Source organism: Chryseobacterium lactis, from assembly GCF_003815875.1.
Taxonomy (GTDB): domain Bacteria; phylum Bacteroidota; class Bacteroidia; order Flavobacteriales; family Weeksellaceae; genus Chryseobacterium; species Chryseobacterium lactis.
This window is the reverse complement of record NZ_CP033924.1, coordinates 3,955,850-3,981,124: the sequence shown is the minus strand read 5'-3', so window position 1 is coordinate 3,981,124 and position 25,275 is coordinate 3,955,850. Positions and strand designations below refer to the sequence as shown.

Below are 25,275 nucleotides of genomic sequence, written 5' to 3'. Positions count from 1 at the left end.
CACTAATCCTGCATTTCCTTTTTTATACGGCTAAGCTGTGTAGGAGTTACTCCCAGATAAGAAGCGATTTGATGCTGTTTTAATCTTGTATACAAAGACTTATTTTCCAACAATTGCAAATAGCGTTGTTTTGCCGTTTCGTATTTTAGGGAAACTTCCAGTGGTTCTTTTTTCACCACCCAGTTCTTCTCTAAATAGTATAGGTGAAAAAGTGCAAGATCATGGTATTTCTCAAGCAGCTCTCGATATGCTTTCACCGGATATTTAATAACCGAACAATCTTCTAAAGCAATGATCGTGAATTCACTGGGTTCGTTTTTAATAACAGCGGCTGTAGAGGCAACAAAGCTATTTTCTTCAAAGAATATTTTATAAATAGAGCTTCCCTGCTCATCCACGGTGTAATATCCTATTAATCCCGATTCTACAAAATAATAATATCTGGCCATACTTCCGGCTTCCAGAAGAAGATCGTTTTTATTATATTTTTCTTCGGTACAAATATCCAATAATGCTTTAACAGTCTCATCGGATAGCGGATAATATTGATTGATTTGTTCTAAAAATATCGATGTATTCATTATGTTGGGAAAACGCTAGTTTATGAATTCTTTATGTTATCACCACCTATATTTACTATTAATCCAGTACTTTCTTCATCATTAAATCCGTCTGCTCCTCATCTCCAAGTCTGAAAATATGTTTATCAAATTCAACGAATCCATTTTTTTTGTAAAAATTCAATGCTCTTACATTTTCTTCCCAGACGCCCAGCCATACATATGATTTTTTGAGGCTACGGGCTGTTTCCAGTGCCTGGTTGTACAACAATTGTCCTACTTTTTTACCATGATGGCTTTTCTTTACATAGATTCGTTCAATTTCAAGACTGGTATCATCCTGTAACTCTGTCTGTGCCTTACCGGAATTCACTTTCAGATAACCCACGGGATTATCTTCTTCCCAGGCAATATAAAAATGAGAATTAGGATTATTAAGCTCAGATTGTACCTTTCCACTATTGAAACTTTCTTCCAGATACTTTTCCATAGCTTCTTCTGAATTATCTTCTGCAAAGGTTTCAGAAAAAGTCTGTATTCCCAGATTTTGTATAATTTCCCAATCTTCGGATGAAGTTTTGTTGATGATAAATGATGTCATGATAATAAAATAATGTTATGAAAATAAGATTTTCTTAAAAGCTTCAGAAGCCAGATGCACCTGCACACTCCAGTCGTCTGCAGCATCACTTCCTGCATCGTCAGAAATATATTTGAGGCATAAAAACGGAATATTTTCCTTTTGAGCGATCAATGCCAGCGGATAGGCTTCCATGTCTACAATATTATAATCTGTTTCCGAATGATTCATTTCAAAGCTGTCTCCACTTCCACAGATTCCTTCTTTCAAAGTCTCCATTTTAAGGCCATATTCCAGGATTGGTGGTACTCCGGATAGTGGCGTTTCATACATTTGGAAGCCAAGGCCTCTTACATCCATATCTCTCTGGATAAATTTTGTACAGCACACAACTTCTCCTTTATGAAATCCTTTACTTCCTGCAGAACCCAGATTCACAATCAATTTGGGCTTTCTAAGATGAACTTCTCTTGTCAGCTCAATCGCCGCATTTACTTTTCCGATTCCTGTTATTAATTTATTTTTATCGTCAAATACCGTCCCAGCCTCAGAATCCAGTGCAAACACAAAAAGGGTATCTGCAATTGGATAATGAATCTCTTTATTGATCTTTATCATTGAAATTAGATTTATGCAGTTGCTTGTACTGCTTTACAAAGATACAAGAGTTTTTATTTTAAAAATGGCTTCGTAAACTACTATTCCTTTTTTATTATCGGTGGGCAATAAAGTGTATATTTAAAAAAGAAATTCAACAGAAAAAATAATACGATATGAAATGTATATATTTACTTCTAATGCTGCTTGTAAGCAGTTCTGCATTTTCACAGACTGATTTATTTAAACATTATACACTTCATGATTCTAAACTTAAATCCTTTCAGGTACATTTACTGACATCTGACAGCACAGCAGTAAAACCATTATTGGTATACCTGGATGGTTCAGGAAACTTTCCGATATATTATAAAACAAAATCCGGAAAATATTCTACTTCCGTTCCCATTGATCTCAAAAAATATTCAAAGAATTATCACATAGTTCTCATCAGTAAACCCAGCGTGCCATTTAAAGATTCCTTACAAATGTCTCCTTCCGGCAGACGTTTTTACCCTGTAAGTAATAATTATACAATGTTATATAGTCTTGACTGGAGGGCTGAAACAGCATCTAAGGCCATTAATTTTTTTGTTAAAAAGCTTCCTGTTAATAAAAAGAAAATTGTTGTAATGGGGTATTCGGAAGGTTCTCAGGTTGCACCAAAAGTAGCGGTACTCAATAAAAAAGTTACAAATATTATTTGTATCGTTGGAAATGCCTTAAACCATTTTTATGATTTTTTAATTAATACAAGACTGGATGTTATAAAAAATAAAATCTCAGCGGAGGAAGGGCAAAAGACCATTGATTCTCTATACACTGATTATGAAAAGATATATGCGGATCCTTTATCTACAAAAAAAAACTGGTATGGAGAGACTTATTTAAAATGGAGCAGTTTTACCAGAACCACCCCGCTTGAAAATATGCTGAAGCTGAAAATTCCTATCCTGTACATTGCCGGTGGAAAGGATAATAATCAGACGATTATAGGAATGGATTATGCCAAATTGGAATTTCTGAGACAGGGCAAAAAGAACCTTACCTATAAAGTTTATCCCAATAGTAATCATTATTTTCAGGAAGAAGAAACTAAGGATGGGAAAACAATTACTGTGGACAGAATTGATGAGGTACATCAATTTGCTGTGGACTGGCTCAATACCCATTAAAATAACTCAGAGATGATCATTTACAAGAAGTAGCCACCAAATAAAGGAAACACCTTTCATTTGCCTGCTAAAATTGGAAAATGACACAAAAAATTAAAAACCCCAAAACAGATATTATCTACTTTGGGGTTTTTATTGTTAAATACTGCATCCGTCAGTATCGCAGGACGCTCCTTCATTACCGGATAAATCCTTAAACGGACTTACCGTTTCTTTATACGTTTGCTGAAGGGCATTTTCAAATACTTCTACCGGTTGTGCTCCTGAAACAGCATATTTCCCATTCAAAACAAAAAAAGGAACTCCGGAAACACCATTATTTCTGGCTTCCAGGATATCCTGATTGACTTCGTAATCCAATGCATCTGAAGTCACCGCCAGTCTTGCTTCTTCCTGATCAATTCCTAAATCAGTAGCCAGAGAAATTAAAACTTCAGGATCAGCTACATTTTTACCATCAATAAAGTGAGCGATAAACAGGGCTTCTTCCATCTCATTGGACTTATTGTGCTTTTTAGCCAGATGAAGCAATTTATGGGCACTGAAAGTATTGGTGATCAATGCTTTTTCAAAATTAAAATCAATACCTGCTCCTTTTCCCATTTGGGTAACCTGAGTCAGCATCTGTGCAGCCTGTGCTTCAGCAACACCTTTCTTTTCTCTAAAATATTCAATGGTATTCTGAGTTACTTTAGGATCTAAAGTAGGATCCAGCTGGAAACTCTTCCACTCCACTTCTACCTGATCTTTGAAAGGTAATTTTTCTAAAGCCTGTTCAAAATTATTTTTTCCGATATAACAAAACGGACACATTACGTCCGACCAGATTTCTATTTTCATTGTATTTAATTTTAAATCAAATTAATACTGCAAAGTTAGTGATAATTGATCAATGTAACAAAAATTGTTACAGTTTATTTCTAAGAGCATAAAACCGTTTTATTTCTTGTTTCAAGGCAGCTCCTGAGAATGATCGTTAAAAAAGCTAAAATTCCGAAAACAAGCCCGATCCAAGGCGTATATTGTACTCCATTACTAATAATAATCCATCCGCCCACAGTGGTTCCCAGCGTCACACCAAGGTTTCCAAATGAAGTCGCCAGACTGTTGGCAAACTCCAAAGAATTGGGAGCCGCAGAAATCATATAGGTTGAAGCATTGAGAAAGCTCGGAGAATACAGAAATCCCCAAATTCCGATGACCACAATTGTTGCTGGCAGATTTCCATCAGAAAAATATAAAAGTACCGGAATTAAAATGGTTCCCGAGAGAAAAAAAGAGATCGTTCCCGTTATATTTTTGTTGAGCATTTTACCGGCAATCCAATTCGCCAGAATCCCTATCACCCCAAATAAAAGTAACATATAACTGACCATCGCCGTATTCATTCCTTTAGCTTTATTCAGATAATCTGCAAAATAGCTATATGTTGAAAACCAGGCCGTAATCATAAAAAAAATGGTCAAAATACTTAAAACGAACGAAGGTTGTTTTAAAATCATCATCTGACTTCCGTAGGATTTCTTTTCTGCTACCGGCATGGATGGCAAAAGGAAATAGATGCACAGCAGCGCAATCAGACTTACTGCAGCCTGTATCATAAACGAATATTCCCATGAATAAAGTCCCGAAATCCATGTTGCCAACGGAACTGTAGTCACCATGGCAATAGCCACCCCATTGAAAACAATACTCATCAGCTCATTCTTTCTCTTTTTATCTGCTTTAGCAACCGCAACGGATAACGCTGTTGCAATATACACCGGCTGTAAAAAGGCAGGTAGGACTCTTACAACCATCATCATCCAAAAAGGAGGCGAAAGTGAGGAAACAATTCCGGTTATTAAAAACATAAAAATGGCCGCGAGCATTACCTTTTTCCGGTCAATTCCAGAGGTAATCAGGGTCATAAAAGGTCCCGTAACAGCGATAACCAGAGCAAAAGCGCTTAGCAAATATCCTGCCTTGTCTATGCTGATCTTGTAATATTCTGCCACCTGCGGCAAAATTCCAATGATTCCGAATTCTGTAGTAATCACTGCAATAAATCCCAGGCACCCTATATAGGCATATTTTTTCATGATACAGTCTACAATGTTTTAAAGTGTTGACGAGCAAAATCTGCCATTTCATTCACCGCCTGCTGTACCTCTTCCAATAGTTCTCCCATATGCATAAATCCGTGAACCATGTCCTGATACAAAGTTGTTGTAAGAACTACTCCTGCATTTTTCATATTATCAGAAAGCTTCTTCCCGTCATCAAGCAAAGGATCGTGCTCTGCCAACAGAATTAACGTCGGTGGAGTATTTTTAAAATCGTCTATCAACACCGGAATGGCAAGCGGGTTATTTTTTTCTTCCTCCGGTAAATATGATTTCCAGGCTTCGATGCCTCCCTGCTTGTTGAGAACCGGACCGGTTTCATAAGTTTCCCATGATTTCGAGTTGAGCTGATTGTCTGTCGCCGGATAAATCAATGCCTGAAATTTAAAGTGCTCTCCTATTTGTGTAGAAACAGCAGTAGCCAATGCTGCACCTGCGCTGTCTCCGATGATTCCAATTTGGTTTCGGTCAATTCCCAATGATTCAGCATGGTCTAATACCCATTTTGCAGCATCTATACAATCATTTAATCCTGCCGGAAAAGGATGTTCGGGAGCAAGCCTGTAATCAATGAAAATAATTACAGATTCCGTTGCATTGGCCAGTTTGCGAACTACAGCATCATGTGTTTCATAACCTCCGGCAATGAACCATCCTCCATGAATATAAATAATGGCTGATGTTGGTTGAACATCCTTTCCCTTAGGACGATATATTCTGATAGGAATTTGATGATTTTCCAAAGGAATATGTAAATCTTCAATCATTCTTACCGCTTCCTTTTTGCCACTAAGCTGAAGTGACATCACTTCCAGGTATTTACGGGCGTCATCCAATGAATCTTTTGCATTAAATGATTGAATTTTTTCTAAGTGAGTTAAAATCTGATTAATTTTAGGTGTTAACTGCATGTTATTTTAAGTTAAGTTAATATTCTTTTTTGCAGTGAACGTGAGCGCTATTGTTCATTCCTGCTGCATATTTTCTGCTTCTGTAGGGCAAAATTAAATCTCAAACCTTACATTTGCACTGTATACAGCTAAATGTATGGTACTAACAAATTTGTAAGTAATGGGAGCAATAAAAGAAAATTCAACGAATAATATCAACCGGCAATACATCCACGAATGTGACTTAACCTATGCAGTGTGCAAAATCGGAGGCCGTTGGAAGCTCCTGATTCTGGATAAATTAAAAGAAGGAAAAATGCGTTTCAGCGAGCTTAGAAAGTCTATTTCAGGGATAACAGAAAGAATGCTCACCCTTCAGTTGAGAGAGCTTGAAAAAGAAGGATTGGTGAAAAGAACGGTATATGCTGAAGTTCCGCCACGGGTAGATTATGAACTGACAGCAATTGCCAGAGAATTAATTCCCATCTGGAATGTGCTCAGCGAATGGGGTGGAAAGCACAGAGAACTAATCCAGAAACAGGAAGAATCTGAAGATTAGCCGGAAAATAAAAACCGGAATTACGCTTTATGATTTACTTTTCCACAAAACAGAACGTGGGCAATGAGTGCCAGTACACCAAATAAAGTTCCTACAAAGCATACTCCTGTCCACTGTGCTTTTTGCCATGCAACAGAAGCCAGCCAGGTACCAAGGGATCCACCGATAAAATAAGAAACCATATATACCGTATTCAACCTGTTGACTGCATTGGATTTTATCAGGAAATAATTGGTCTGATTCATAATGTGGCTTGACTGTACACCGAGATCAACGAGAATAACTCCTACAATCAGTCCCCAATATGTTTCTCCTGCAAAATAAGTAAAACCCCAGCTTCCGATGACAATTAGTAACGAATACAATATAATGCGGTTGATATCAAGGTACTTTTGCAGTTTTCCAACTTTAGCTGCCGCCAAAGCTCCAACGGCGCCAGCCAATCCAAAGCTTCCTACAACAGAAGATCCTGCATTAAAAGGGGGCTTCTCCATATGAAAAACCAATGTGGTAAACAATGCACACATCGAGCCAAAAGCCATCGCTCCACGGAATGAAGCCAACTGAAGAATAGGCTGCGTTTTAGCCAGATGAGCCACAGAACGCATCAATTCTTTATAAGTCCCTTTAAAATTGGGATGCAGTTCGGGAAGCATTGTATAAACGGCTATCCAAACTAAAATCATTAATCCAGCCGCAATACCGAACATCGCTCTCCATCCCCAGACTTCACCTACAATTCCGCCTACAAAACGGGAAAGAAGAATTCCCAGCAATAACCCGGACATTACCAAACCGATATTGGAAGATTTTTCTTTATCTGATGAGAGTTCAGCTGCAATCGGAACAAATAATTGTGGAATGACCGATGTCGCTCCAATTAATAAACTTGCAGCATATAACATCCACAACTGAGTAGCAAACGTCATCCACAATAAAGAGCCAAACACAAGAACAAGATCCATTAAAATTAATTTCTTACGGAAAAACTTGTCACCAAGTGGTACAATTAACAATAACCCTAATGCATAGCCGATCTGAGTCAGTACAGAAATCCTGCTTGCTGCACTTTCAGAGACATGAAGATCTTCAGAAATAAGAGCCAGTAAAGGCTGATTATAATAGTTATTGGCTACAACAAGTCCTGAAATAATGGCCATCAGCCAGATGACAGTACGGGAAATTCCGTTGGAAGCGCTCATCTGCATATGTAAAATTAGAGTTTGAATTGAATAAAAAGGGATCTAAACAGAGTATTAATCTATTTTCAAGAGCTCAAAGGTAGTTATTTTAATAAAAAATCAGGAGGTTGTGACATAGATTTAATAGAGAAAGATCATAGAAAAAAATCTCAGAACAACCTTGAATAAAGATTTTCGGAATACTATGATTTTATTTTTATATTTGAAAGAACACATGTAGAGTATGAATAATATAGATTCCAGAGAACAGCTTTTAAAAAGATCTGTTGAGGCTAAAGAAATTTACCTCCCTCATATTTCAGCTGATCCTGTTGTTTTCGGGTTTGATAACAACGAGTTAAGAATTCTTTTAACGAAAATGCATTACAGAAAGCAATGGCTTCTTCCCGGTGGTTATGTCATGAAAGATGAAGATCTTGATGATGCTGTGGTAAGGATTTTAAAGTCCAGAGCCGGAGTATCAGATGTTTTTCTTGAAGAATTTGGGATTTTTGGTAAGAAAAACCGGAGCCAATTATATTTTGAAGATTTTGATGATACCCTGTTTCAAAAGCAGCGATTCATTTCTGTAGGATATTATGCTCTCTACAATTCTTCCGAAATTAATCCTATTGCAGATGAAATCAGTGAAACCTGTGAATGGATCTATTTGCGGGAACTTCCGGATATTGATTTAGCGATGGATCATAAAGAAATCATTGAAAAAGCCCTGCTTACGTTGCGGGAAAAGATTTCATACAAACCTATAGGATATAATTTGCTTCCTGAGAAATTTACATTTCCGGAATTGCAAAAACTATATGAGGCTATATTGGGCAGGAAACTCAATCGTGGAAATTTTTACCGGAAAATCAAAACGTTAGGCATTCTGAAAAAGTTGGAAGAACAAAGACGTGGTGGTGCTCACAAATCTCCTGACCTCTACTCTTTTGATCAGGAAAATTATACAAAGGCCCTGGAAGATGGACTGAACAGCTGGTAGATATTAGCATCCGATTGTTTTTATTGATGATATTTATCGATGAAAAACCTTTCAGATATTGGAAATATTGAGGAAATTTGCATAATGAAAATCATTCCGCTTAAAGAAGGCAATTTCTCCGCAAGCAAAACCAAGGACTTTACACTTTTGACTGATGAAAATTTTAATACCATTGCTGGTATTAAAATGTCTGTACAGCCTTTTCTTATCATTACAGAAAACGATTATATCCTGCTGGATGCCGGGATCGGATGGAAAAATGAAAATGGGAAATCAGTGATTTCAGGAATTCTTGAAAAGGAAGGTATTACACCGGATCAGATCACGAAATTACTGCTTTCGCATCTCCACAAAGATCATATTGAAGGGGCCGTTACAGTTACAGAATCAGGTTTTGAGGCGACTTTTCCTAATGCTCAGATTTACATTCAAAAGCGTGAGCTGGGTTTTGCAATGGAAAATCAAGGAAACCCTTCTTTTGATTTCGATATTCTGGAGAAGCTTATCCAATTGCCCAATATTGTCTGGATGAATGAAGATAAGGGACAAATTACCAATGAAATTTCATATGAAGTCGTTGGCGGGCACACTCCTTTTATGCAGGTTTTCTGGATCAAAGACGGTGAAGAAACCGCTTTCTATGGTGCTGATGATCTTCCACAAGCTTCTTACTTAAAATATCACCTGGCCTATAAAAGTGATTTCGACGGAAGAAAAGCAATGGAATTGAGACTTACATGGGAAAAAGAAGCAAAAGACAATCATTGGAAGATTCTTCTGTATCATGATCTGGAAAAAGCTATTCTTGAACTTTAAATCAAAAAAATGGTTTAAAATTCATTAAACCATTTATAAATATCAAATTCAGAAGGAATATTGAGTTTCTTCCTGATCCTGTTTTTCCGATTTTGTATTGCTTTTGGCGTTACAAATATACAAGTGGCAATTTCCTTGGTGGTCATATTGAGCTTAAGATAAATACAGAAGATCAATTCAGAGTTTTTGAGGTTAGGCTGTATGGCAGATAACTTGTCAAAAAAATCCGGGTAGATCAATCTGAACTTATTCAACAGACGGGGAGAATTTGCTTTCGCTAAGGCCATAATTTCATCTTGTACAAGAATCTTTTGATTCAAATCTTCTAAGTTGGATTCAGTTTTTTTGTTTTTCATAATACGTTCTCGTCTCTACTAGTTTCTGATGTACATCCTTTATGCATCAGTACAAATCTTTTTTCTCTTATCCATTCATTATTGAAAAATCAACATGATGGACTAAATTATTTTTACGCCTTCCAAATTCCATTCGTTTTTCTACCATAAAGCAGCAGTACAACGCGTATCAGCTTATGTATATTGAATGGTTGTGCTAAAATATTCACTGTTAAATTTTATCACATTTTATACAAGGCAAAGAAAGAAAAAATGATTAAACTTTTATAAAAATGGCGTACCACATAGGTACCACGTTACATTTTTAGGGGAAATATCATAACACCTTTCTATAAACAGTTTTCAAATGTTTCTGTCATCATTTTAATTAAGGGTAAATGTAATGGCTTATCTTATTTACTTTTTATGATCCTGATCAATACTTTTAATTTATTGGAGGAGCAGGTTAGTAAAAAATCAAATCTCAGGGAAAGAGAAAATACCGTTGAGATAAAAGCAAGAAAATTTATTAGAAAATGGAAGCCAGGTATTGCATATACCTGGCTTTATCAGAATTAATTAATATTATTTTCAATCACTACCAATTGATCCAGATAGGCATAGCACCCTTTAAAGTCAAAATGCTTTTCTTTAAGTAAAGCAGCCTGATATTGAATAGGAAGGTATTTTCCCCACTTTGAAAAATCAATAATCTCAGGGATATTTTCCAGAAGTTCTGTTAATATTTGATCAATATTTTGATTCCGGTCTATATTTTTTAAAACGGCATTCAGTTCAGAAGCAGTAAGACTTTCTATTTTAAAGGTACTATCCTCGTCATCAAGGGTGTTTTCTATCTCTAATTGATCGAGAATAAAACGCAGTGTCTTATTGATCTTAGAACTTGTAAAGGAATAAAATGTAAGATGATCGTTGCTCACCAGTAAAGGCCTTTCTATTTTGAAATCGTTGATTTTAAATACAGAAAATTCTTTCCTTAAAGCTGCAATCACTTCCTTTCCTGTTTCATCCATAAAGCCGTAGTCTTCTTTTGACATAACAATTTCAAACATTTTTTCCCTGATCCGGAAGGCAATATTTGCCGCACTTCCATAGAACTTGGGTTTTCTGCCGTCCATAGCAGGAATTACTTCTATTTTTCTGGTTTGAAAATCAATATCAATGATACTCCAGATTTTTGCAGACAGGTAAATATTTTCATTCTCCCTTATCTGAGGCGATAACGGCAACTCGCCAATCTTAACCCCGTTACTTGCTACCTTGAAAAATACAGGAGTTTCAAAAAGGCTGTAAAAATCTCTACTATTAACCACTTCTTCTCCTTCAACTCCAATGATCAGTTCATGTCCTAACTTTTCTAAAAAATCAATGGAAATAAGATGGGTAATAATATCTTCAATTTCATCCGGTTTGATATATAAAAAAGTAGAATTTGTCGTTATTTCATTTAATAAATGAGGCAAAGAAATCCCGGAAGTTCCTTTAACTATGGACAGAATCTGATGCACCAAAACATCGTAAGGTTTTTCATTGACGGCAATGGGTTCTATATACTGCTCCTGATATAGCAGCCAGCAAGCCAGAGACTGCAGCAAGCTCCACTTTTCAGTAGCATACAGGAATAAATTACTGGCTTTTCCTTCCCTTCTTCCGCTTCTTCCTACTCTTTGAATCAGAGAAGCAATGCTGTGAGTAGCATCGATCTGTACAACCTCATCTACATTTCCAATGTCAATCCCTAATTCCAGAGTTGAAGTACAGGAAATGCAAAAATTCTGAATACTGGAATTTTTCGCAAAAAATTCAACATATTCACGAACTTCCTTATCTACCGAGGAATGATGGGAAAAGTAATTTTTATGACCGCCTACCCTTTCTGAAATTTGTTTCAGTTTCACGGCAACTTCTTCCACTCTCCCACGTGCATTTGGAAATATAAGGACTTTGCTGTCTCTTGTTCTTGTATACAGGTCTTTCAGGAGCGGCAAAGGCAGTTCTTCTACAGAACCTTCAAAATATTTAAAAACAACATTAATAGGCTTGGGAGTGGTATCCCTGATAATCCTGGTGCGGTCCTGATCTCCGAGAAAATCTTTAAGTTCAATATACTGATTGGTATCGCTTACTGTCGCAGAAAGTCCTACAATACTGAATTTCTTAGTATTAATCCGTTGAAGTCTGTTCAATAATGATTGTAAATGAGTACCCCGATCGGAACCCAGGAATGAATGAATCTCATCAATAACAACATACTCCAGCGTTGAGAATAAATGTTTGATATGATAAGGTTTATTGACAAACATCGCTTCCAGTGATTCCGGCGTAATCAGAACAATTCCTTCCGGGTTTTTAAGAAGTCTGTCTTTGGCTCCTTTTGCTGCTTCCCCGTGCCATTTCGTTACAGGAACATCAAGATATTCACAAAGGCTTTCAACACGTACAAACTGATCATTGATTAAGGCAATCAAGGGAGAAATATAAAGCACCTTCACTCCGGGTTCTTTAAAGTTGACCTTAGATAAAATAGGCAGAAAAGCAGCCTCAGTTTTACCTGAAGCTGTTCTTGATATTAAAATATAATTATAATCGGTTGGAATAATCCGTTGAATGGCAGCGTCCTGAATAGGTCTTAAGCTTTCCCATTTTTTATCCCGGATATATTTTCTGATAGGCTCAGAAAGAAGATCAAATGCTGTCATAATTCCTCAATACTATCTAAAAGAATAAGGTCATTCGGTCTTTCATCAGTAATTTCGATCTCTCCGAAAAGCCTGGTTTTATCGACTTCCGGATTTTGCCTGATGATATTGAGTATATTCAGAAAATCCCTGATCACTTCCCTCGGTGTAAGGAATTCTGCTGCACCCGGTTTATTGAACATCTCTTCCATAAAAGTGGAAATCTCCTCATCTGAGATATTCAATTCTGTTTTATAATTGTAATCAAAAATGTACTTTAGTTTTTTAAGCAAAACAAAAATTTCATTATGATTTAAAGGCATCAGTTTAATAACCGGTTGTGCAAAATCACGAAATTCCGAAGTTTCGAACCTATTTCCTTCCAATCTTGATTTTAATGCCTGATAACTAAAGAGCCCTCTCCTTTCATTTTCCAAAAACTCCTTTGTTCCTGCAAAATTGATAAAAAGATTAGAGACTTTACCCTGGAAACAGTCATTATAAATTGATAATATTTTCTCGTAATTTTTCTCACGCGATGCGGAAACGGAAATTTTATACAGATTAATGGCCTCATCAAGATTGATCATAAACCCACTGTAACCCATGCTCACAAAAAGCTTACAGAAATTCTTAAGCATGTCATAATAATTGGAGTCATTGATGATCTCTCGTATACCAAGATCTTGCCTGGCTTCTGTTTTGGTGGTGTACTCTCCTTTTAACCATTTCAGGGCGTTTCTGCGTAATAATTCATCTCCTTTGATGTAGCCTTCATAATATTTAACGATGGCAGAACCAAAATCAAACCCGCCCACTTCTGTAATCTCGTTTACCGTCTTCATAATAGAATTCTGAATCAGGTTCAGATACTGGTCAGTTCTGATCTCCATCAATGAAATATGGTTTTCTTCAGCTGTTTTGGCAATAACCTGTTCAATCCACTTTTCCAGTAAAGTCTGTAAAGCACCTCCTTCCGGTTTTGTCTGGATGGAAATATTATCCATGATCGCAGAATAGAGGATCACACTTTTACCATCATTGGCATAAAGCCTGTTGTCAGGAGTAAAATCTGCATTGGCAACTACAAATTTCTGTTTTAGAGCCACTGTATTCAAAAGATGAAGCATAAAAGATTTTCCGCTTCCAAAATCTCCGATCCAAAATTTAACAAGACTCAATCCGTTTTTCACATCTTCCAAAGAACCGATGAAAGCATTCACTTCTTCAGATCTTCCTACAGTAATATGTTGTACCCCAATTTTAGGCACGACACCGCTTACCAGGGAGTTGATAATGGAAGTGGCTTCTTTGGGTTTAATATTGTCAATCATTGTTTAAAAGTTTTTTATAATATTGGGTGTTAATAATAAAATATTCATCTTCTTCTTCAATCAGAACATCATCAAGACATTCAAAGCAACATTCATTAATAGAATCTATGGCAGAACCCATGAAAAGGCCTTTTGTTTTTATAAAAATTTCAAAATCACTTTGAAGAATATTGAAACTCTGTTTTTCAAATACATCCAGAATTTCTTTTTGAATGATTGTAAGATTCAGATCATCCAGATATTTTGATGCCTGAAGTTCTGAAATTTGTTGAGTGATTATAAGGTCTATTTCTTCCTGTTCCTCAAAAGATTCTTCTGGTTTTACCAAAATTCCCGCCTCTTCTTCATTAAGGATTTGTCCTAAAATATCAGCCGTTTCAGAATCGAGAGCCTGTATATTTTTAATAGCTTCCGGATCAATAGTAATTCTTTTTCTCTTTGGAAGATAAAGTTGATTTACCTTTTCAATCGCAGCTTCTATATTTCTGTCGGCAATCAATTCACTTAGAATTCTTTCAAAATCTGAAACTTGCTCTTTCGTAGAAAATAAAGTCTTCTGAATCGTTTTACCCAACTGCCTGTGATCAAATTTAGGTGAGTTCAGATCTTTATCCAGATAGTGAATATAAAGTCTTAAAGCACAGGTTTTATCGTGCTCTGCAACAAATTTTGAAGCCTCAAAGAATATCGCATCAACGGATGGATTCTTGCTGTTTACTTCCGCAAGCCTGAAAATTTCCCTTTCAAAAGCCAATGGATTGGAATAATCTTCTTTGATGAGATCAAATTTAATTTTCCATCGATTGGTATTGTTCTCATTGAGGATGATATTCGTCTTATAGTCTGCATCAAGGATCTGATATTGATTTTCAGTTAGAAAAACGTCCAGTTTAGAGACTATTTTTCTGTTATACTGATGCAGAATATCGGGATGATTGTAATTAAAATCGGCACCGATCTTTCTTTTAATTCCATAGACTTCTCTGACATTATTTTCACATAATTTCAGAATATGATTAAAGATTTCAGTCTGTATGGATTGATAGGTATAATTATAATTTAAGCTGTCTTTTCTGTAGTTATACTGAAGACATATAATAATTTCCGAAAGTTCATCAATCACAGTTGAATACGACTTATTCACGGGAATACAGTTCTTTTCAAGAAATTCTACTGCCCTTAGAAATTGTTTTATGATCTGGATCCGGCAGTATTCAATCTCATTAAAAACATTATCAGAAAATGAGATGTTATCCAACATCAAGATCTGAGGCTCGTTCAGGCTCAGTTTTCGGGCATACTTTTTCCCTGGTTTCAAGGAACCCGGATCATAAGATATATTCTGATGAGTATCGGCCGCTATCCTGTCGGAAACAGGGCGATCATTGTCAAAATGAATGGGAATATCCGTATTACCGGAAACATCAATAATAAAATCGTTGGAATGTATTGAGGGATTGTCGTTCAGCATGGCATCAGGGTTATTATAGTGTCATTGTCTCGTTTGAAGAGTCAATTGTCATATCTGCTGCCCCAAACCTGAGGAATGGTATCTCCGAATGTTCAAAATGGATCATCTTCATAATACTGAGTTATTGGTACACTAGTTTTGTTGATCGTAAATCAATTCCCTAATATAGTAATATTGGCTCAAATGTACTGAAGCATCCTCAATATTCTTTACGGTTTTCCGTAAGAAAAGTGGAAATACAATTTCGTGGATTTTAAAATATTCTCTACGCTGTTACTGATCCAGTTGCCGCTGAAATTCTTCCAGATATTTTGCAATATGAATTCCGTCTGCCAGTCCGTGATGAGCTTCAATGGAAACCGGAAGATATTTTCTGCCTTCACGGATATTGAATTTACCAAAAGAAATCTTGGGAACCGATTCCGAAGTATTAAAATCTGTGGGATGAAGGATGGCACTGAAAGAACTCCATGGGATTGTAGTATGTCTTACATGGTCTTTCCCCAATCGATTATTGCTAAGACGAAGCCCCGAAGACTGATGCACACCTTTGATTTCCTCCTGCAAAGCCGCATTAAATATTTCAAAATCTTCTGAAAAATGGGTAAATGAGAAACCAAAAGTTCCGTCCGGCCTTCCGATAGTACTTCCGGCATGCACCGTATCATACTGTATAATTTGTCCGTCGACGATTCTGATTTTGAGTTCATCAACCGTATTTACCGCAACCATCGACTTGTGAAAATAATAAGCAAAGAAAGAATACCCTTTTTCCTTAGCTGTTTGGTAAGCTTTTGTACAGTCTACTTCCGTTGTAAAACCGAAATAAGGACTTGCCATATTAGAGAAAAATTCAAAATGTTCCTTTCTGTTCCACTGCTCGAGGTCTACAATCTTCATTGATTCTTATTTTGCTGCAAATTTCAGCAATTTTTACCGGTTTTAAAACCTTTCTACAAAGAAATTACATAACAGCTCATTGCTTTTTTCGGGTAAAGCATAATTATTGCATTCACTCATGAGTTGTAACATCCAAAAGTACAAACCTATTCATTATGGAAGCTCAGAACCTTAAAGGAAATAACTGGTCGGCAAGAAAAGTCGATCACATCTATATTGTAAGTCTTAAGAACCATTCCAACATCGTGGAAACTTTAACCGATTTCGTTCAAAATCAAAATATCCGGGCCGGAGAAGTTACCGGTATCGGAGCTGTACGTGAAGCGACCTTACGTTTTTTTAATCCTTCAACAAAAAAGTATGTTGACAAAACCTTCAAAGAACAGATGGAGGTCAGCAATATTTCCGGAAATGTGTCTGAAATAGAAGATAAACTGACACTTCATCTTCATATTACTTTAGGAAGAGAAGATTATACGGCTTTAGCGGGACATCTTCTGGAAGCTGAAATTCAGGGAGCTGCAGAATTTATTTTCTATCCTTTAAATACCAGAGTCATAAAAATTAAAAATGAAGATGCAGGGATTAATCTCTATGATTTCGAGAAATAACACCTTTGTTGAAATTGAAAGTATTATTTTTGGTGAAATATGTATTTGATGTTTGAAGTCCTGCTTTCCCATATTCAAAATAAGGTTGATATCACCGATGATCAGAAAAAACTGCTGCAATCATTCTTTAGTCTTAAAAAGCTTCGAAAAAAGCAATATCTTCTTCAGGAAGGAGATATCTGCAGATGTTTATCTTTTGTAAGTAAAGGCCTGCTTAAATCATATTTTTTGGATGAAAAAGGAATTGAGCATATCAATATGTTTGCTTTTGAAGGCTGGTGGATCTCTGACTTCAACAGTTTTATCCATCAGGAAAAAGCTGTTTTGAATATCGATGCTGTGGAAGAAACCGAAGTCCTCATGATTACCATGGAAGATTACAACAGAATGCTGCTGGAAATCCCCGTAATGGATCGCTATTTCAGGATTTTATACCAAAACAGTCTGGTGACAAAAGACCACAGACTGATTGTTTCCAATAGTTATACGGCAGAAGAAAAATATCTTCAACTGGCACAGAAGAACCCTGAAATGGTCAAAAGAGTTCCCCATAATCTTATTGCGTCCTATCTTGGGCTTGCTCCTGAAACCGTGAGCAGAATCCGAAAAAAGATTTCTCTTAATAACACTTGATCCAGATCAATTCAAATGCATGATTCAGATCAAGTATAAAAAGCTGATACCATCCATAATTTTGTCAGATAATTTTTACAAGCCTTATGGAAAATATTGCATTGGTAGTAGGCGCTACCGGAATTACAGGGAGCAACCTGGCAGAAGAACTTATAGCACAGGGATTTACAACTTACGGATTATCCAGAAATCCTAAAGACAACATTTCTAATCTTATTCCCGTTCAAGCGGATCTGTTGGATGAAGAAAATCTGACACAAGCCCTGCAGGGAATTTCTCCTACTCACATTTATTTTACAACCTGGATGCGAACCGGAACAGAAGAAGAAAACATTCGGGTAAACAGTGCTCTGGTTCGAAATTTATTAAATGTTTTGTCTGCGAAAAAATCGGTAAAGCATGTCGCATTAGTCACAGGATTAAAACATTATTTAGGCCCTTTTGAAGCCTATGTTAAAGAAGGAATTTTACCGGAAACACCGGTCCGGGAAGAACATCCCAGACTTTCTCTTCCCAATTTCTACTATGCTCAGGAAGATGAAGTATACAAAGCATCCGAAAGAGACGGCTTTACATGGAGTATTCACAGGCCTCATACCGTGGTAGGATATGCCGTGGGAAACCTCATGAATATAGGCACGACCTTAGCAGTCTACGCCAGTATCAGTAAAGAAACAGCAAGAAAATTCATATGGCCGGGATCTGAAGCCCAGTGGAATGGTATTTCTGATGTTACGGATGCCAAAATATTAGCCAAACAACTGTTGTGGGCATCAAATACCGAATCGGCAAAAAACCAGGCATTCAATATTACCAATGGTGATGTATTCCGATGGAAATGGCTCTGGGAAAGACTGGCCAACTGGTTTGGAATAGAAGCCGAAGGATTTAACGGTACAGTAAGACCATTGGAAAAAGAACTGGAAAATGATCAGCAGATCTGGCAGAACATCGCCCGAAAATATAACCTGAAAGAGAGTAATCTCAATCATTTAGCATCCGCCTGGCATACAGATCTCGATCTCGGAAGACCTCTTGAAGTGATGTGTGATATGTCTAAAAGCAGAAAGTTGGGTTTTACAGCCTATAGCAATACAGAAGACTCTTTCATTGAAGTATTTGAAAGGTTAAGGAGAGAAAATATAATTCCTTAATTAATAAATTGTTGGAAGACGCAAAGGCACCAATGCTGTTTACATATCATTAAAAGACTGTACAGGCATTTGATGATGATAAACGAACTATTCCTTTGCGTTTTCCAACATAATTACAATTGTGTTTTTACCTTATTGGCAACTCATTTTTATCATATCTCTGATGTAGTAACTCCAAATTTTTTTTTAAATGAAAAATAGAAATGTGACAGATTTTCAAAACCCAGATCGAGGTAAATATCCGAGGGTTTTTTATCCTTATTTTTAATCAGATAATAAGCCTCCTTTAATCTTCTTTCCTTAAGCCATTGCTGTGGGTTCATAGTAAAGGTTTTATTAAAATCCCTCTTAAAGCCGGAAAGACTTCGTCCGGTGAGACGCGCAAAAGCTTCTATGGATACATTAAACATAAAGTTTTTATTCATAAACTCTTTCAGATCAATTTTGTGAGGTTCCGAAAAATCAAACAACAGATTTTTGATCTCCGGATTACTTTGAAGAACCAGTTCTATTGCCTCTTTAACCTTTAAAATAGCCAATCTTGACGGAATCTCCTTTGTTTTATGAACATAAGGAAGGAGTGATAAAAAATAGCTTTTAAAAAAATCATCAGGCTCAAAAAATAATCTTTCATGGTCAGGAAAAGGATGATCCATGACGATCTCATTTTCGGCCGAATATTGTCTCAGTGTTTCAGTATCTAATGCTATGGAAAGAAACTGGTATTTTTCGTTTTTCGAAGGATATTTGATTGTTCTGATCAGTTGATTTTTTCTAACCAGAACCACCGTATTCTCTTTGATAATGGTTTTACCCTGTTCATGAAAAGCATGAGTCTCCCCGGATATCTGAAACCCTATAAAATGATCAGGAATAAATTCCTCATGTCCTTTGTACGATTCAAAAGCGCAGGAATAAACCAGCTTGTCAAATATAATTTCAGTTGTATTTTCCATAGCACAAATATCTGAATTTTAAGCAATAGCAGAAGCACCGGCACCGGCAATTTCTTTATCCTGCTCAGGTGTTCCTCCTGAAGACCCGATGGCTCCGATATTATTTCCTTCAGAATCTTTGATGACCACACCTCCCGCAATCGTCAAAAGCCCTCCATTAGAATTTAACATTCCGTAACTATGAAGTTCCGCACCTGCGATAATTCCACCCATAATATCACTGTCAACGCCGAACATTACAGCAGTTCTGGCCTTTTTTACAGCAAATTCTATTACTCCGTATACACTGTCCAGCCTTGCAAAAGCAACCAGATGTCCGCCTGTATCTACAATCGCAATGCTCACCGGAATATTCATTGATTTTGCCTTTTGTATAGCCGCTTGCAGCGCTTTTTCCGCTATGTTATAACTAATTCCCATTCTACTAGCTTTTTGCTGTCCAAGCTTCTGCCTGAAGCTGTTTTACAAAATCTTCCGTTTCCTTCGGATGTACGTTTCTGAAATTGGAATTGTCATCCAATGCCACATTTACAATACATTCTGCCATTGATTGGGGATCAAGCTGATGTGCCAATGATTCTGCAGCCCCGTCAAAAGCAGATGAAGGTGTAAAGTTCGTTTCAGGATTATACCATCGGAAAATAGAATCTACTCCCCTGTCGTTAAACCCGGTTCCGAATACGCCCGGATTGCAGGTTGCAATTTTAATATTAAAGGCTGCCAATTCTGTCTTCAACCCTTCAGCGATAGCTTCCATAGCATGTTTTGAAGCACAATAAGCTGCAACATAGGGTACCGTCCATAATCCTCCCATCGACGTTGTAAATACTATTTTACCCGGTCTTTTTTGATCAATGAATTTCTTTACAAATCCCTGAGCCAGTTCCAGTCCGCCAAATACATTAACATCAAACATAGAACGGATCAGATCTATAGGTTGCTCAGCAATTGGCCCTCCTTCCATGATCCCGGCATTGCTGATCAGAATGTCGATATCATACTTTTTAAGGATGTAAGCAATATCTCGTGGATTGGTTACATCCAGTTTGTCAACTGTTAAATCAACTCCCTGTTCTTTAGCTTCACGGATTAAGTCACTCATCTGAGGGTAAACCTGTGCCGTGGCAATTACTTTATGCCCTTTTCGAGCTAAATCGAAAGCAGCAATTTTTCCGAATCCGCTTGCTGCACCTGTAATTAAAATAGTCTTATTCATTGTATTTTTTTTAAATGATAATACAAATTTCAATGATTTGCGGAGGAGTACTATTGGTAGAAAGTTCATTTTTATATTGCTGGAAAGTTCATCGCCAACAATCTTTAGTTAGAAATAACATCTTAAAATTTATATAAATTATTAGATTTGTACCTTTCAAAATATTTATAAATAAAAACTAAGCTATGATTAAAATTAAAACACTCATTTTAATTTTCACAACATCTTCAACTTTTGGCTTTTCTCAAAATTGTACTTGTGAAACTAACTATGAGTGGGTCAAAAAAACATTTGAAGAAAATGATGCAGGATTTCAATACACCATTGATAAAAAAGGTATTCCCGCTTACCAGGCACATAATAATACCATTCTCAATAAAATAAAAAATGTAAAGTCGGATACTGAATGTAGTCAAACCATTTATGAATGGCTTAAGTTTTTTAGATCAGGGCATATCTCTATTTCAAAAATTGAAAAGAACAACCAGGAAGTTCAGCCTGCTTCGAACGTAGAGCCGAAAACAGAAATCGTAAAAATAGATATTGAAAAATTTAAGAAAGAAATTCAGTCTAAAAAAGATTCTGACATTGAAGGTATTTGGGAAACCGAACCTTATACAATAGGAATTAAGAAATTCGGAGATACTTACAAAGGTTTCATCATCAAATCGGGAGCTGATAACTGGAAACCCAATGAATTAAAACTTTCCATTAATTCTGACAAAACAAAAGGTGTTTTCTATATGAAAAATAAATCCGGACAAGAAGTAAATAGTATTCAATTGATTGGAAAAAACTATCTTGAAATTGGAGATTTCGTTTTAAAAAGACTTTCTCCAAAATTTGAACCGGATGGAAATATTGACACCTATTTTGAAAGCATTCAGGCGCAGAAACCCTTTTTAAAACAGATCAATAAAAACACGCTCTTTCTAAGGATCCCATCGTTTAAAGGTTCTCTGAAAAAAGATATAGATAGCGTAATTGCGGCCAATCAGGCAAAAATAGAAAGTACAGAAAATCTCATTATCGATATCAGAGATAACGGTGGTGGAAGTGATAATAGTTTCGCTAAAATTATACCTTACCTTTATACCAATCCTATCAGAAGCATCAGGACACAACTTTATTCTACCAAATTGAATAATCAGCGAATGCTGGATCTTTATGAAAACTATCAAAAATATGGAATCGCAAAAGAAGACAGAGATTTCTTAAAAAGTTCCTATGATAAATTAAGTAAAAATTTAGGACAGTTTGTTTCCTTAAATGAGGATCCCAGTATAGTAGGTATAAAAACATTAGATAAAATTTTTCCCAATCCAAAAAACGTAGGAATAATAGTTAATAATGGAAACGGAAGTACTGCTGAAGAATTTTTACTTGCTGCAAGACAAAGTAAAAAAGTGAAACTTTTTGGAACTACAACAGCCGGAGTTTTAGATATTTCAAATATGTATTTTGTAAATTCTCCGTGTAATGAGTTTAAGCTCGGGTACAGTCTTTCAAAAAGCTTTCGCATTCCGGACATGGCAATAGATGGAAAAGGGATTCAACCGGATTATTTTATAGACAAAACTATTCCTGATTATAAATGGATCGAATTTGTAAACGGAGTACTTAATGAAAAATAAAAAACAGGCTGTTTCAAAAGTGAAGCAGCCGTTTTTTTATGAGGCCTATTGCTTTTCTTTCTGAAATAAAATTAATCATATTATTAAATCGGCTTGAGTCAAAATTGATAAAAGAGATTCCTTTCAACAATCCAATTTATAAAATTTGAATACAACAAATCATACCACATTCTGTGAAATTCCCGGTAGGTAATAGAAATAAAATCATTGATTTCTCGTAATTTGGTTAAGTTTTTGAAGCTTATTCTGCAAAACCAATCACACCATTGAAATTAATCACACTTACCCAAAAAGGAATTTACTGTCCGCAGGGAAAATTTTATATAGATCCCTGGAGGCCCGTAGATATGGCCATTATTACTCACGGACATGCTGATCATGCCCGTTGGGGAATGAAAAAATACCTTTGTCATCATTTTACCAAACCGATCCTTCATCAGAGAATCGGACCGGATATTGAATGTCAAAGTGTGGAATATGGTCAGAAAATTTTGATCAACGGAGTGCAGGTTTCTTTACATCCTGCCGGGCACATCATCGGTTCTGCGCAGATAAGATTGGAATATAAAGGATATATAGCCGTTATTTCAGGTGATTACAAGACTCAGAATGATGGCTTGAGTACCCCTTTTGAACTCGTACGATGTAATGAATTTGTGACGGAAAGCACTTTTGGACTTCCAATTTACAATTGGCTGGAAGTACCGGATTTAAATAAAAAACTCCAAAACTGGGTATTAAAAAACCAGGAGAATAGTAAAACTTCAGTATTTATAGGATATTCTTTAGGCAAAGCCCAGCGGATTATGAAAGCCGTGGAGGGATTAGGAGAAATATATGTCCACTATTCCATCGGAAAACTGAATGAGGCCTTTGAAACTGTGGGGATTGAACTTCCGAAGTATACCATTGCCGATTTCAGAGAACGCCCGAAAGAAGTTGAACATAAAATCGTTATTGTTCCTCCTGCTTTACTGGACAGCAATATTATCAAAAAGATTCCTGATCCTGCAACAGCAATTTGTTCAGGATGGATGCAGGTACGGGGTGCCAGAAGATGGCGAAGTGCTGATGCCGGATTTGCCATGAGCGACCATGCCGACTGGAAAGGATTATTGGAAACGGTAAAGGCAACAGAAGCCGAAATTGTACATGTTACCCATGGACAAACAGAAGTGTTTTCAAAATATCTGAATGAAATCGGAGTTCATGCAGATGTCATAGAAACCCTGTTTGGTGAAGATGAAGAAGAATCAGAAAAAGAAACCCTACAAAATCCGGAGCCATGAGACATTTTGCAGACCTGATCAACGCTTTGGAAACGACCAATAAAACCAATGCTAAAATTGATGCAATCCTTGATTATCTTGAACGTGCACCGGACGAAGATAAAGTGTGGTTTATTGCTTTATTTACAGGAAAAAGACCCAAAAGAAATGTCAACACCAATTATATGAAGGAATGGGCGTTGGAAATTACAAAGCTGCCTTTATGGTTATTTCAGGAGTCCTATTCTTCTGTTGGAGACCTTGGTGAGACACTTTCCCTGGTTCTTCCACCGCCTCAGGAAAAGATTGACCGTACTTTATCCCAATGGATGACTGATATTGTTGATTTAAAACAGAAAACCGAACCAGAGAAAAAAGAATTCGTTTTGTGCTCATGGAACGGTCTTGATTATACTGAACGTTTAATATTCAATAAATTAATCGGTGGCAGCTTCCGGATTGGAGTATCGGATAAAACGCTGATCAATGCGCTCACAAAGTTTTCAGGCCAGGAATCCAGTGCACTGATGCATAGTCTTATGGGAAAATGGCTTCCCGGCGAGGTTTCCTTTACAGAACTTATTTCTGCTGAAAATATTAATCCTGATAATTCAAAACCCTATCCATTCTGTCTTGCTTATCCTTTAGAAAAAGAGCTTGAAGAACTAGGTGAACCCGATCAATGGCTGGCAGAATACAAATGGGATGGAATCCGGGGACAGATTATCCGAAGAAATGATGAAGTCTTCATTTGGTCACGGGGTGAAGAACTGATCACCGGACAATTTCCTGAAATTGAGGAGACTGTAAAAGCAATGAAAGGCAACTTTGTTATAGATGGAGAAATACTTGCGGTAATCAACGGTAACGTTTTAAATTTTAATGAATTACAAAAAAGATTAAACAGAAAAACTTTAACCAAGAAAATGCTCTCGGAAATCCCTATTGAAGTTTTCGCTTATGACTTGCTGGAGCTTGAAAATAATGATCTGAGAGACAAACCGATTTCTGCAAGAAGAGCTATGCTGGAAGAATTACTGCTCAATGAAGCCCCTGAAAACATCAAACTTTCGAAGAGTATTGATTTTAAAAAATGGGATGAACTTAACAGCATCAGAGAGAATTCACGGACTGTAAACAGTGAAGGGTTGATGTTAAAACAAAAAGATTCTCCTTATCATTCCGGCCGAAAAAAAGGCGACTGGTGGAAATGGAAAATCAATCCGCTGACCATTGATGCAGTGCTGATCTACGCTCAAAAAGGAAGTGGTAGACGAAGTGCTTATTATACAGATTATACTTTTGCCGTAAAGAATGGAGATTCTTTGGTAACCATTGCTAAAGCCTATTCCGGATTAACTGATAAAGAAATCATGGAAGTGAGCCGGTTTGTAACCAAGAATGCTCTTGAAAAATTTGGGCCTGTGCGAACTGTAAAAGCTGAGCTTGTTTTTGAGATCGCTTTTGAAGGAATCGGATTCAGTAACCGTCATAAAAGTGGCGTTGCATTGCGATTTCCAAGAATTGTAAGATGGCGTAAAGACAAAACGGTTGATGAAATTGACGACCTTGAAGAAATCAAAAAATTAATACAATAA

General features: G+C 36.6%; 25 protein-coding genes. 10 read left to right on the top strand and 15 right to left on the bottom strand.

The genetic code is table 11. The features are described 5' to 3' along the window. Positions 1 to 2 precede the first annotated feature (2 nt). From EG342_RS17690 to EG342_RS17680, 3 genes are read right to left on the bottom strand one after another with little or no spacing between them, the layout of a single operon-like run. Positions 3 to 581 carry a Crp/Fnr family transcriptional regulator gene (locus tag EG342_RS17690; protein WP_103292485.1) on the bottom strand — a complete coding sequence of 193 codons (579 nt, stop codon included), beginning with the start codon at positions 579 to 581 and terminating at the stop codon, positions 3 to 5. 58 nt (positions 582 to 639) lie between these two features. Then, positions 640 to 1,161: a GNAT family N-acetyltransferase gene (locus tag EG342_RS17685; protein WP_103292486.1), complete on the bottom strand. Its 522-nt coding sequence runs from the start codon at positions 1,159 to 1,161 to the stop codon at positions 640 to 642. Between the two features lie 15 nt (positions 1,162 to 1,176). Then, the gene (locus EG342_RS17680; protein WP_103292487.1) at positions 1,177 to 1,758 is read right to left on the bottom strand and encodes a 5'-methylthioadenosine/S-adenosylhomocysteine nucleosidase family protein; all 582 of its coding nucleotides are present in this window, start codon (positions 1,756 to 1,758) and stop codon (positions 1,177 to 1,179) included. Between the two features lie 155 nt (positions 1,759 to 1,913). Here EG342_RS17680 and EG342_RS17675 point away from each other — a divergent pair, with 155 nt between their 5' ends. Then, entirely contained in the window at positions 1,914 to 2,912 is a 999-nt protein-coding gene (locus EG342_RS17675; RefSeq protein WP_103292488.1) for an alpha/beta hydrolase family protein, read from the top strand. A 138-nt stretch (positions 2,913 to 3,050) separates the two neighbouring features. Here EG342_RS17675 and EG342_RS17670 read toward each other — a convergent pair whose 3' ends face one another. The 3 genes from EG342_RS17670 to EG342_RS17660 form a co-directional block, all read right to left on the bottom strand. Then, the gene (locus EG342_RS17670; protein WP_103292489.1) at positions 3,051 to 3,752 is read right to left on the bottom strand and encodes a DsbA family oxidoreductase; all 702 of its coding nucleotides are present in this window, start codon (positions 3,750 to 3,752) and stop codon (positions 3,051 to 3,053) included. An 80-nt stretch (positions 3,753 to 3,832) separates the two neighbouring features. Then, positions 3,833 to 4,993, bottom strand: a complete 1,161-nt coding sequence (locus EG342_RS17665) for an MFS transporter (protein WP_103292490.1) — start codon at positions 4,991 to 4,993, stop codon at positions 3,833 to 3,835. Positions 4,994 to 5,001: 8 nt separating this feature from the next. Continuing rightward, positions 5,002 to 5,928, bottom strand: coding sequence for an alpha/beta hydrolase (locus tag EG342_RS17660; protein WP_103292491.1), 927 nt, complete (start codon positions 5,926 to 5,928; stop codon positions 5,002 to 5,004). A gap of 160 nt (positions 5,929 to 6,088) precedes the next feature. Here EG342_RS17660 and EG342_RS17655 point away from each other — a divergent pair, with 160 nt between their 5' ends. Beyond that, entirely contained in the window at positions 6,089 to 6,466 is a 378-nt protein-coding gene (locus tag EG342_RS17655; protein ID WP_103292492.1) for a winged helix-turn-helix transcriptional regulator, read from the top strand. Positions 6,467 to 6,486: 20 nt separating this feature from the next. Here the strand turns inward: EG342_RS17655 and EG342_RS17650 are convergent, their stop codons facing one another. Beyond that, the gene (locus EG342_RS17650) at positions 6,487 to 7,668 is read right to left on the bottom strand and encodes an MFS transporter (RefSeq protein WP_246008650.1); all 1,182 of its coding nucleotides are present in this window, start codon (positions 7,666 to 7,668) and stop codon (positions 6,487 to 6,489) included. 223 nt (positions 7,669 to 7,891) lie between these two features. Here EG342_RS17650 and EG342_RS17645 point away from each other — a divergent pair, with 223 nt between their 5' ends. Then, positions 7,892 to 8,650: an NUDIX hydrolase gene (locus tag EG342_RS17645; RefSeq protein ID WP_164465201.1), complete on the top strand. Its 759-nt coding sequence runs from the start codon at positions 7,892 to 7,894 to the stop codon at positions 8,648 to 8,650. 84 nt (positions 8,651 to 8,734) lie between these two features. Continuing rightward, positions 8,735 to 9,466 (top strand): MBL fold metallo-hydrolase, encoded by a 732-nt coding sequence (locus tag EG342_RS17640; RefSeq protein ID WP_103292671.1) that lies wholly within the window; start codon positions 8,735 to 8,737, stop codon positions 9,464 to 9,466. Between the two features lie 14 nt (positions 9,467 to 9,480). Here the strand turns inward: EG342_RS17640 and EG342_RS17635 are convergent, their stop codons facing one another. From EG342_RS17635 to EG342_RS17615, 5 genes are all read right to left on the bottom strand, one after another. Next, on the bottom strand, positions 9,481 to 9,822 hold the full coding sequence (locus tag EG342_RS17635; protein ID WP_103292494.1) for a helix-turn-helix transcriptional regulator: 342 nt from the start codon (positions 9,820 to 9,822) through the stop codon (positions 9,481 to 9,483). A gap of 554 nt (positions 9,823 to 10,376) precedes the next feature. Beyond that, on the bottom strand, positions 10,377 to 12,521 hold the full coding sequence (locus EG342_RS17630; protein WP_103292495.1) for a DEAD/DEAH box helicase: 2,145 nt from the start codon (positions 12,519 to 12,521) through the stop codon (positions 10,377 to 10,379). Beyond that, on the bottom strand, positions 12,518 to 13,834 hold the full coding sequence (locus EG342_RS17625) for an ATP-binding protein (RefSeq protein ID WP_103292496.1): 1,317 nt from the start codon (positions 13,832 to 13,834) through the stop codon (positions 12,518 to 12,520). The genes EG342_RS17630 and EG342_RS17625 overlap by 4 nt, the downstream gene beginning before the upstream one ends. Continuing rightward, complete coding sequence (locus tag EG342_RS17620; RefSeq protein WP_103292497.1) at positions 13,827 to 15,305, bottom strand: tellurite resistance TerB C-terminal domain-containing protein; 1,479 nt, start codon at positions 15,303 to 15,305, stop codon at positions 13,827 to 13,829. The genes EG342_RS17625 and EG342_RS17620 overlap by 8 nt, the downstream gene beginning before the upstream one ends. A 273-nt stretch (positions 15,306 to 15,578) precedes the next feature. Then, entirely contained in the window at positions 15,579 to 16,205 is a 627-nt protein-coding gene (locus EG342_RS17615; RefSeq protein WP_103292498.1) for a chloramphenicol acetyltransferase, read from the bottom strand. Positions 16,206 to 16,360: 155 nt separating this feature from the next. Here EG342_RS17615 and EG342_RS17610 point away from each other — a divergent pair, with 155 nt between their 5' ends. From EG342_RS17610 to EG342_RS17600, 3 genes are all read left to right on the top strand, one after another. Further along, entirely contained in the window at positions 16,361 to 16,816 is a 456-nt protein-coding gene (locus EG342_RS17610; RefSeq protein WP_103292499.1) for a PPC domain-containing DNA-binding protein, read from the top strand. A gap of 48 nt (positions 16,817 to 16,864) precedes the next feature. Next, complete coding sequence (locus tag EG342_RS17605) at positions 16,865 to 17,449, top strand: Crp/Fnr family transcriptional regulator (protein ID WP_103292672.1); 585 nt, start codon at positions 16,865 to 16,867, stop codon at positions 17,447 to 17,449. A gap of 86 nt (positions 17,450 to 17,535) precedes the next feature. Beyond that, positions 17,536 to 18,603: an SDR family oxidoreductase gene (locus EG342_RS17600; protein ID WP_103292500.1), complete on the top strand. Its 1,068-nt coding sequence runs from the start codon at positions 17,536 to 17,538 to the stop codon at positions 18,601 to 18,603. A gap of 152 nt (positions 18,604 to 18,755) precedes the next feature. Here EG342_RS17600 and EG342_RS17595 read toward each other — a convergent pair whose 3' ends face one another. From EG342_RS17595 to EG342_RS17585, 3 genes are read right to left on the bottom strand one after another with little or no spacing between them, the layout of a single operon-like run. After that, positions 18,756 to 19,559: a helix-turn-helix domain-containing protein gene (locus EG342_RS17595; RefSeq protein ID WP_103292501.1), complete on the bottom strand. Its 804-nt coding sequence runs from the start codon at positions 19,557 to 19,559 to the stop codon at positions 18,756 to 18,758. A gap of 18 nt (positions 19,560 to 19,577) precedes the next feature. Further along, positions 19,578 to 19,979: a GlcG/HbpS family heme-binding protein gene (locus EG342_RS17590; RefSeq protein ID WP_103292502.1), complete on the bottom strand. Its 402-nt coding sequence runs from the start codon at positions 19,977 to 19,979 to the stop codon at positions 19,578 to 19,580. Positions 19,980 to 19,983: 4 nt separating this feature from the next. Next, positions 19,984 to 20,775 carry an SDR family oxidoreductase gene (locus EG342_RS17585; RefSeq protein ID WP_103292503.1) on the bottom strand — a complete coding sequence of 264 codons (792 nt, stop codon included), beginning with the start codon at positions 20,773 to 20,775 and terminating at the stop codon, positions 19,984 to 19,986. A gap of 185 nt (positions 20,776 to 20,960) precedes the next feature. On the opposite strand from EG342_RS17585, the gene EG342_RS17580 reads away from it, so the two are divergent. The 3 genes from EG342_RS17580 (at position 20,961) to EG342_RS17570 (ending at position 25,275) form a co-directional block, all read left to right on the top strand. Then, a complete protein-coding gene (locus EG342_RS17580) occupies positions 20,961 to 22,409 on the top strand; it encodes a S41 family peptidase (protein WP_103292504.1) in 1,449 nt (482 codons plus the stop codon). A gap of 266 nt (positions 22,410 to 22,675) precedes the next feature. Beyond that, the gene (locus tag EG342_RS17575; protein WP_103292505.1) at positions 22,676 to 23,698 is read left to right on the top strand and encodes a ligase-associated DNA damage response exonuclease; all 1,023 of its coding nucleotides are present in this window, start codon (positions 22,676 to 22,678) and stop codon (positions 23,696 to 23,698) included. After that, positions 23,695 to 25,275: an ATP-dependent DNA ligase gene (locus EG342_RS17570; protein WP_103292506.1), complete on the top strand. Its 1,581-nt coding sequence runs from the start codon at positions 23,695 to 23,697 to the stop codon at positions 25,273 to 25,275. The genes EG342_RS17575 and EG342_RS17570 overlap by 4 nt, the downstream gene beginning before the upstream one ends.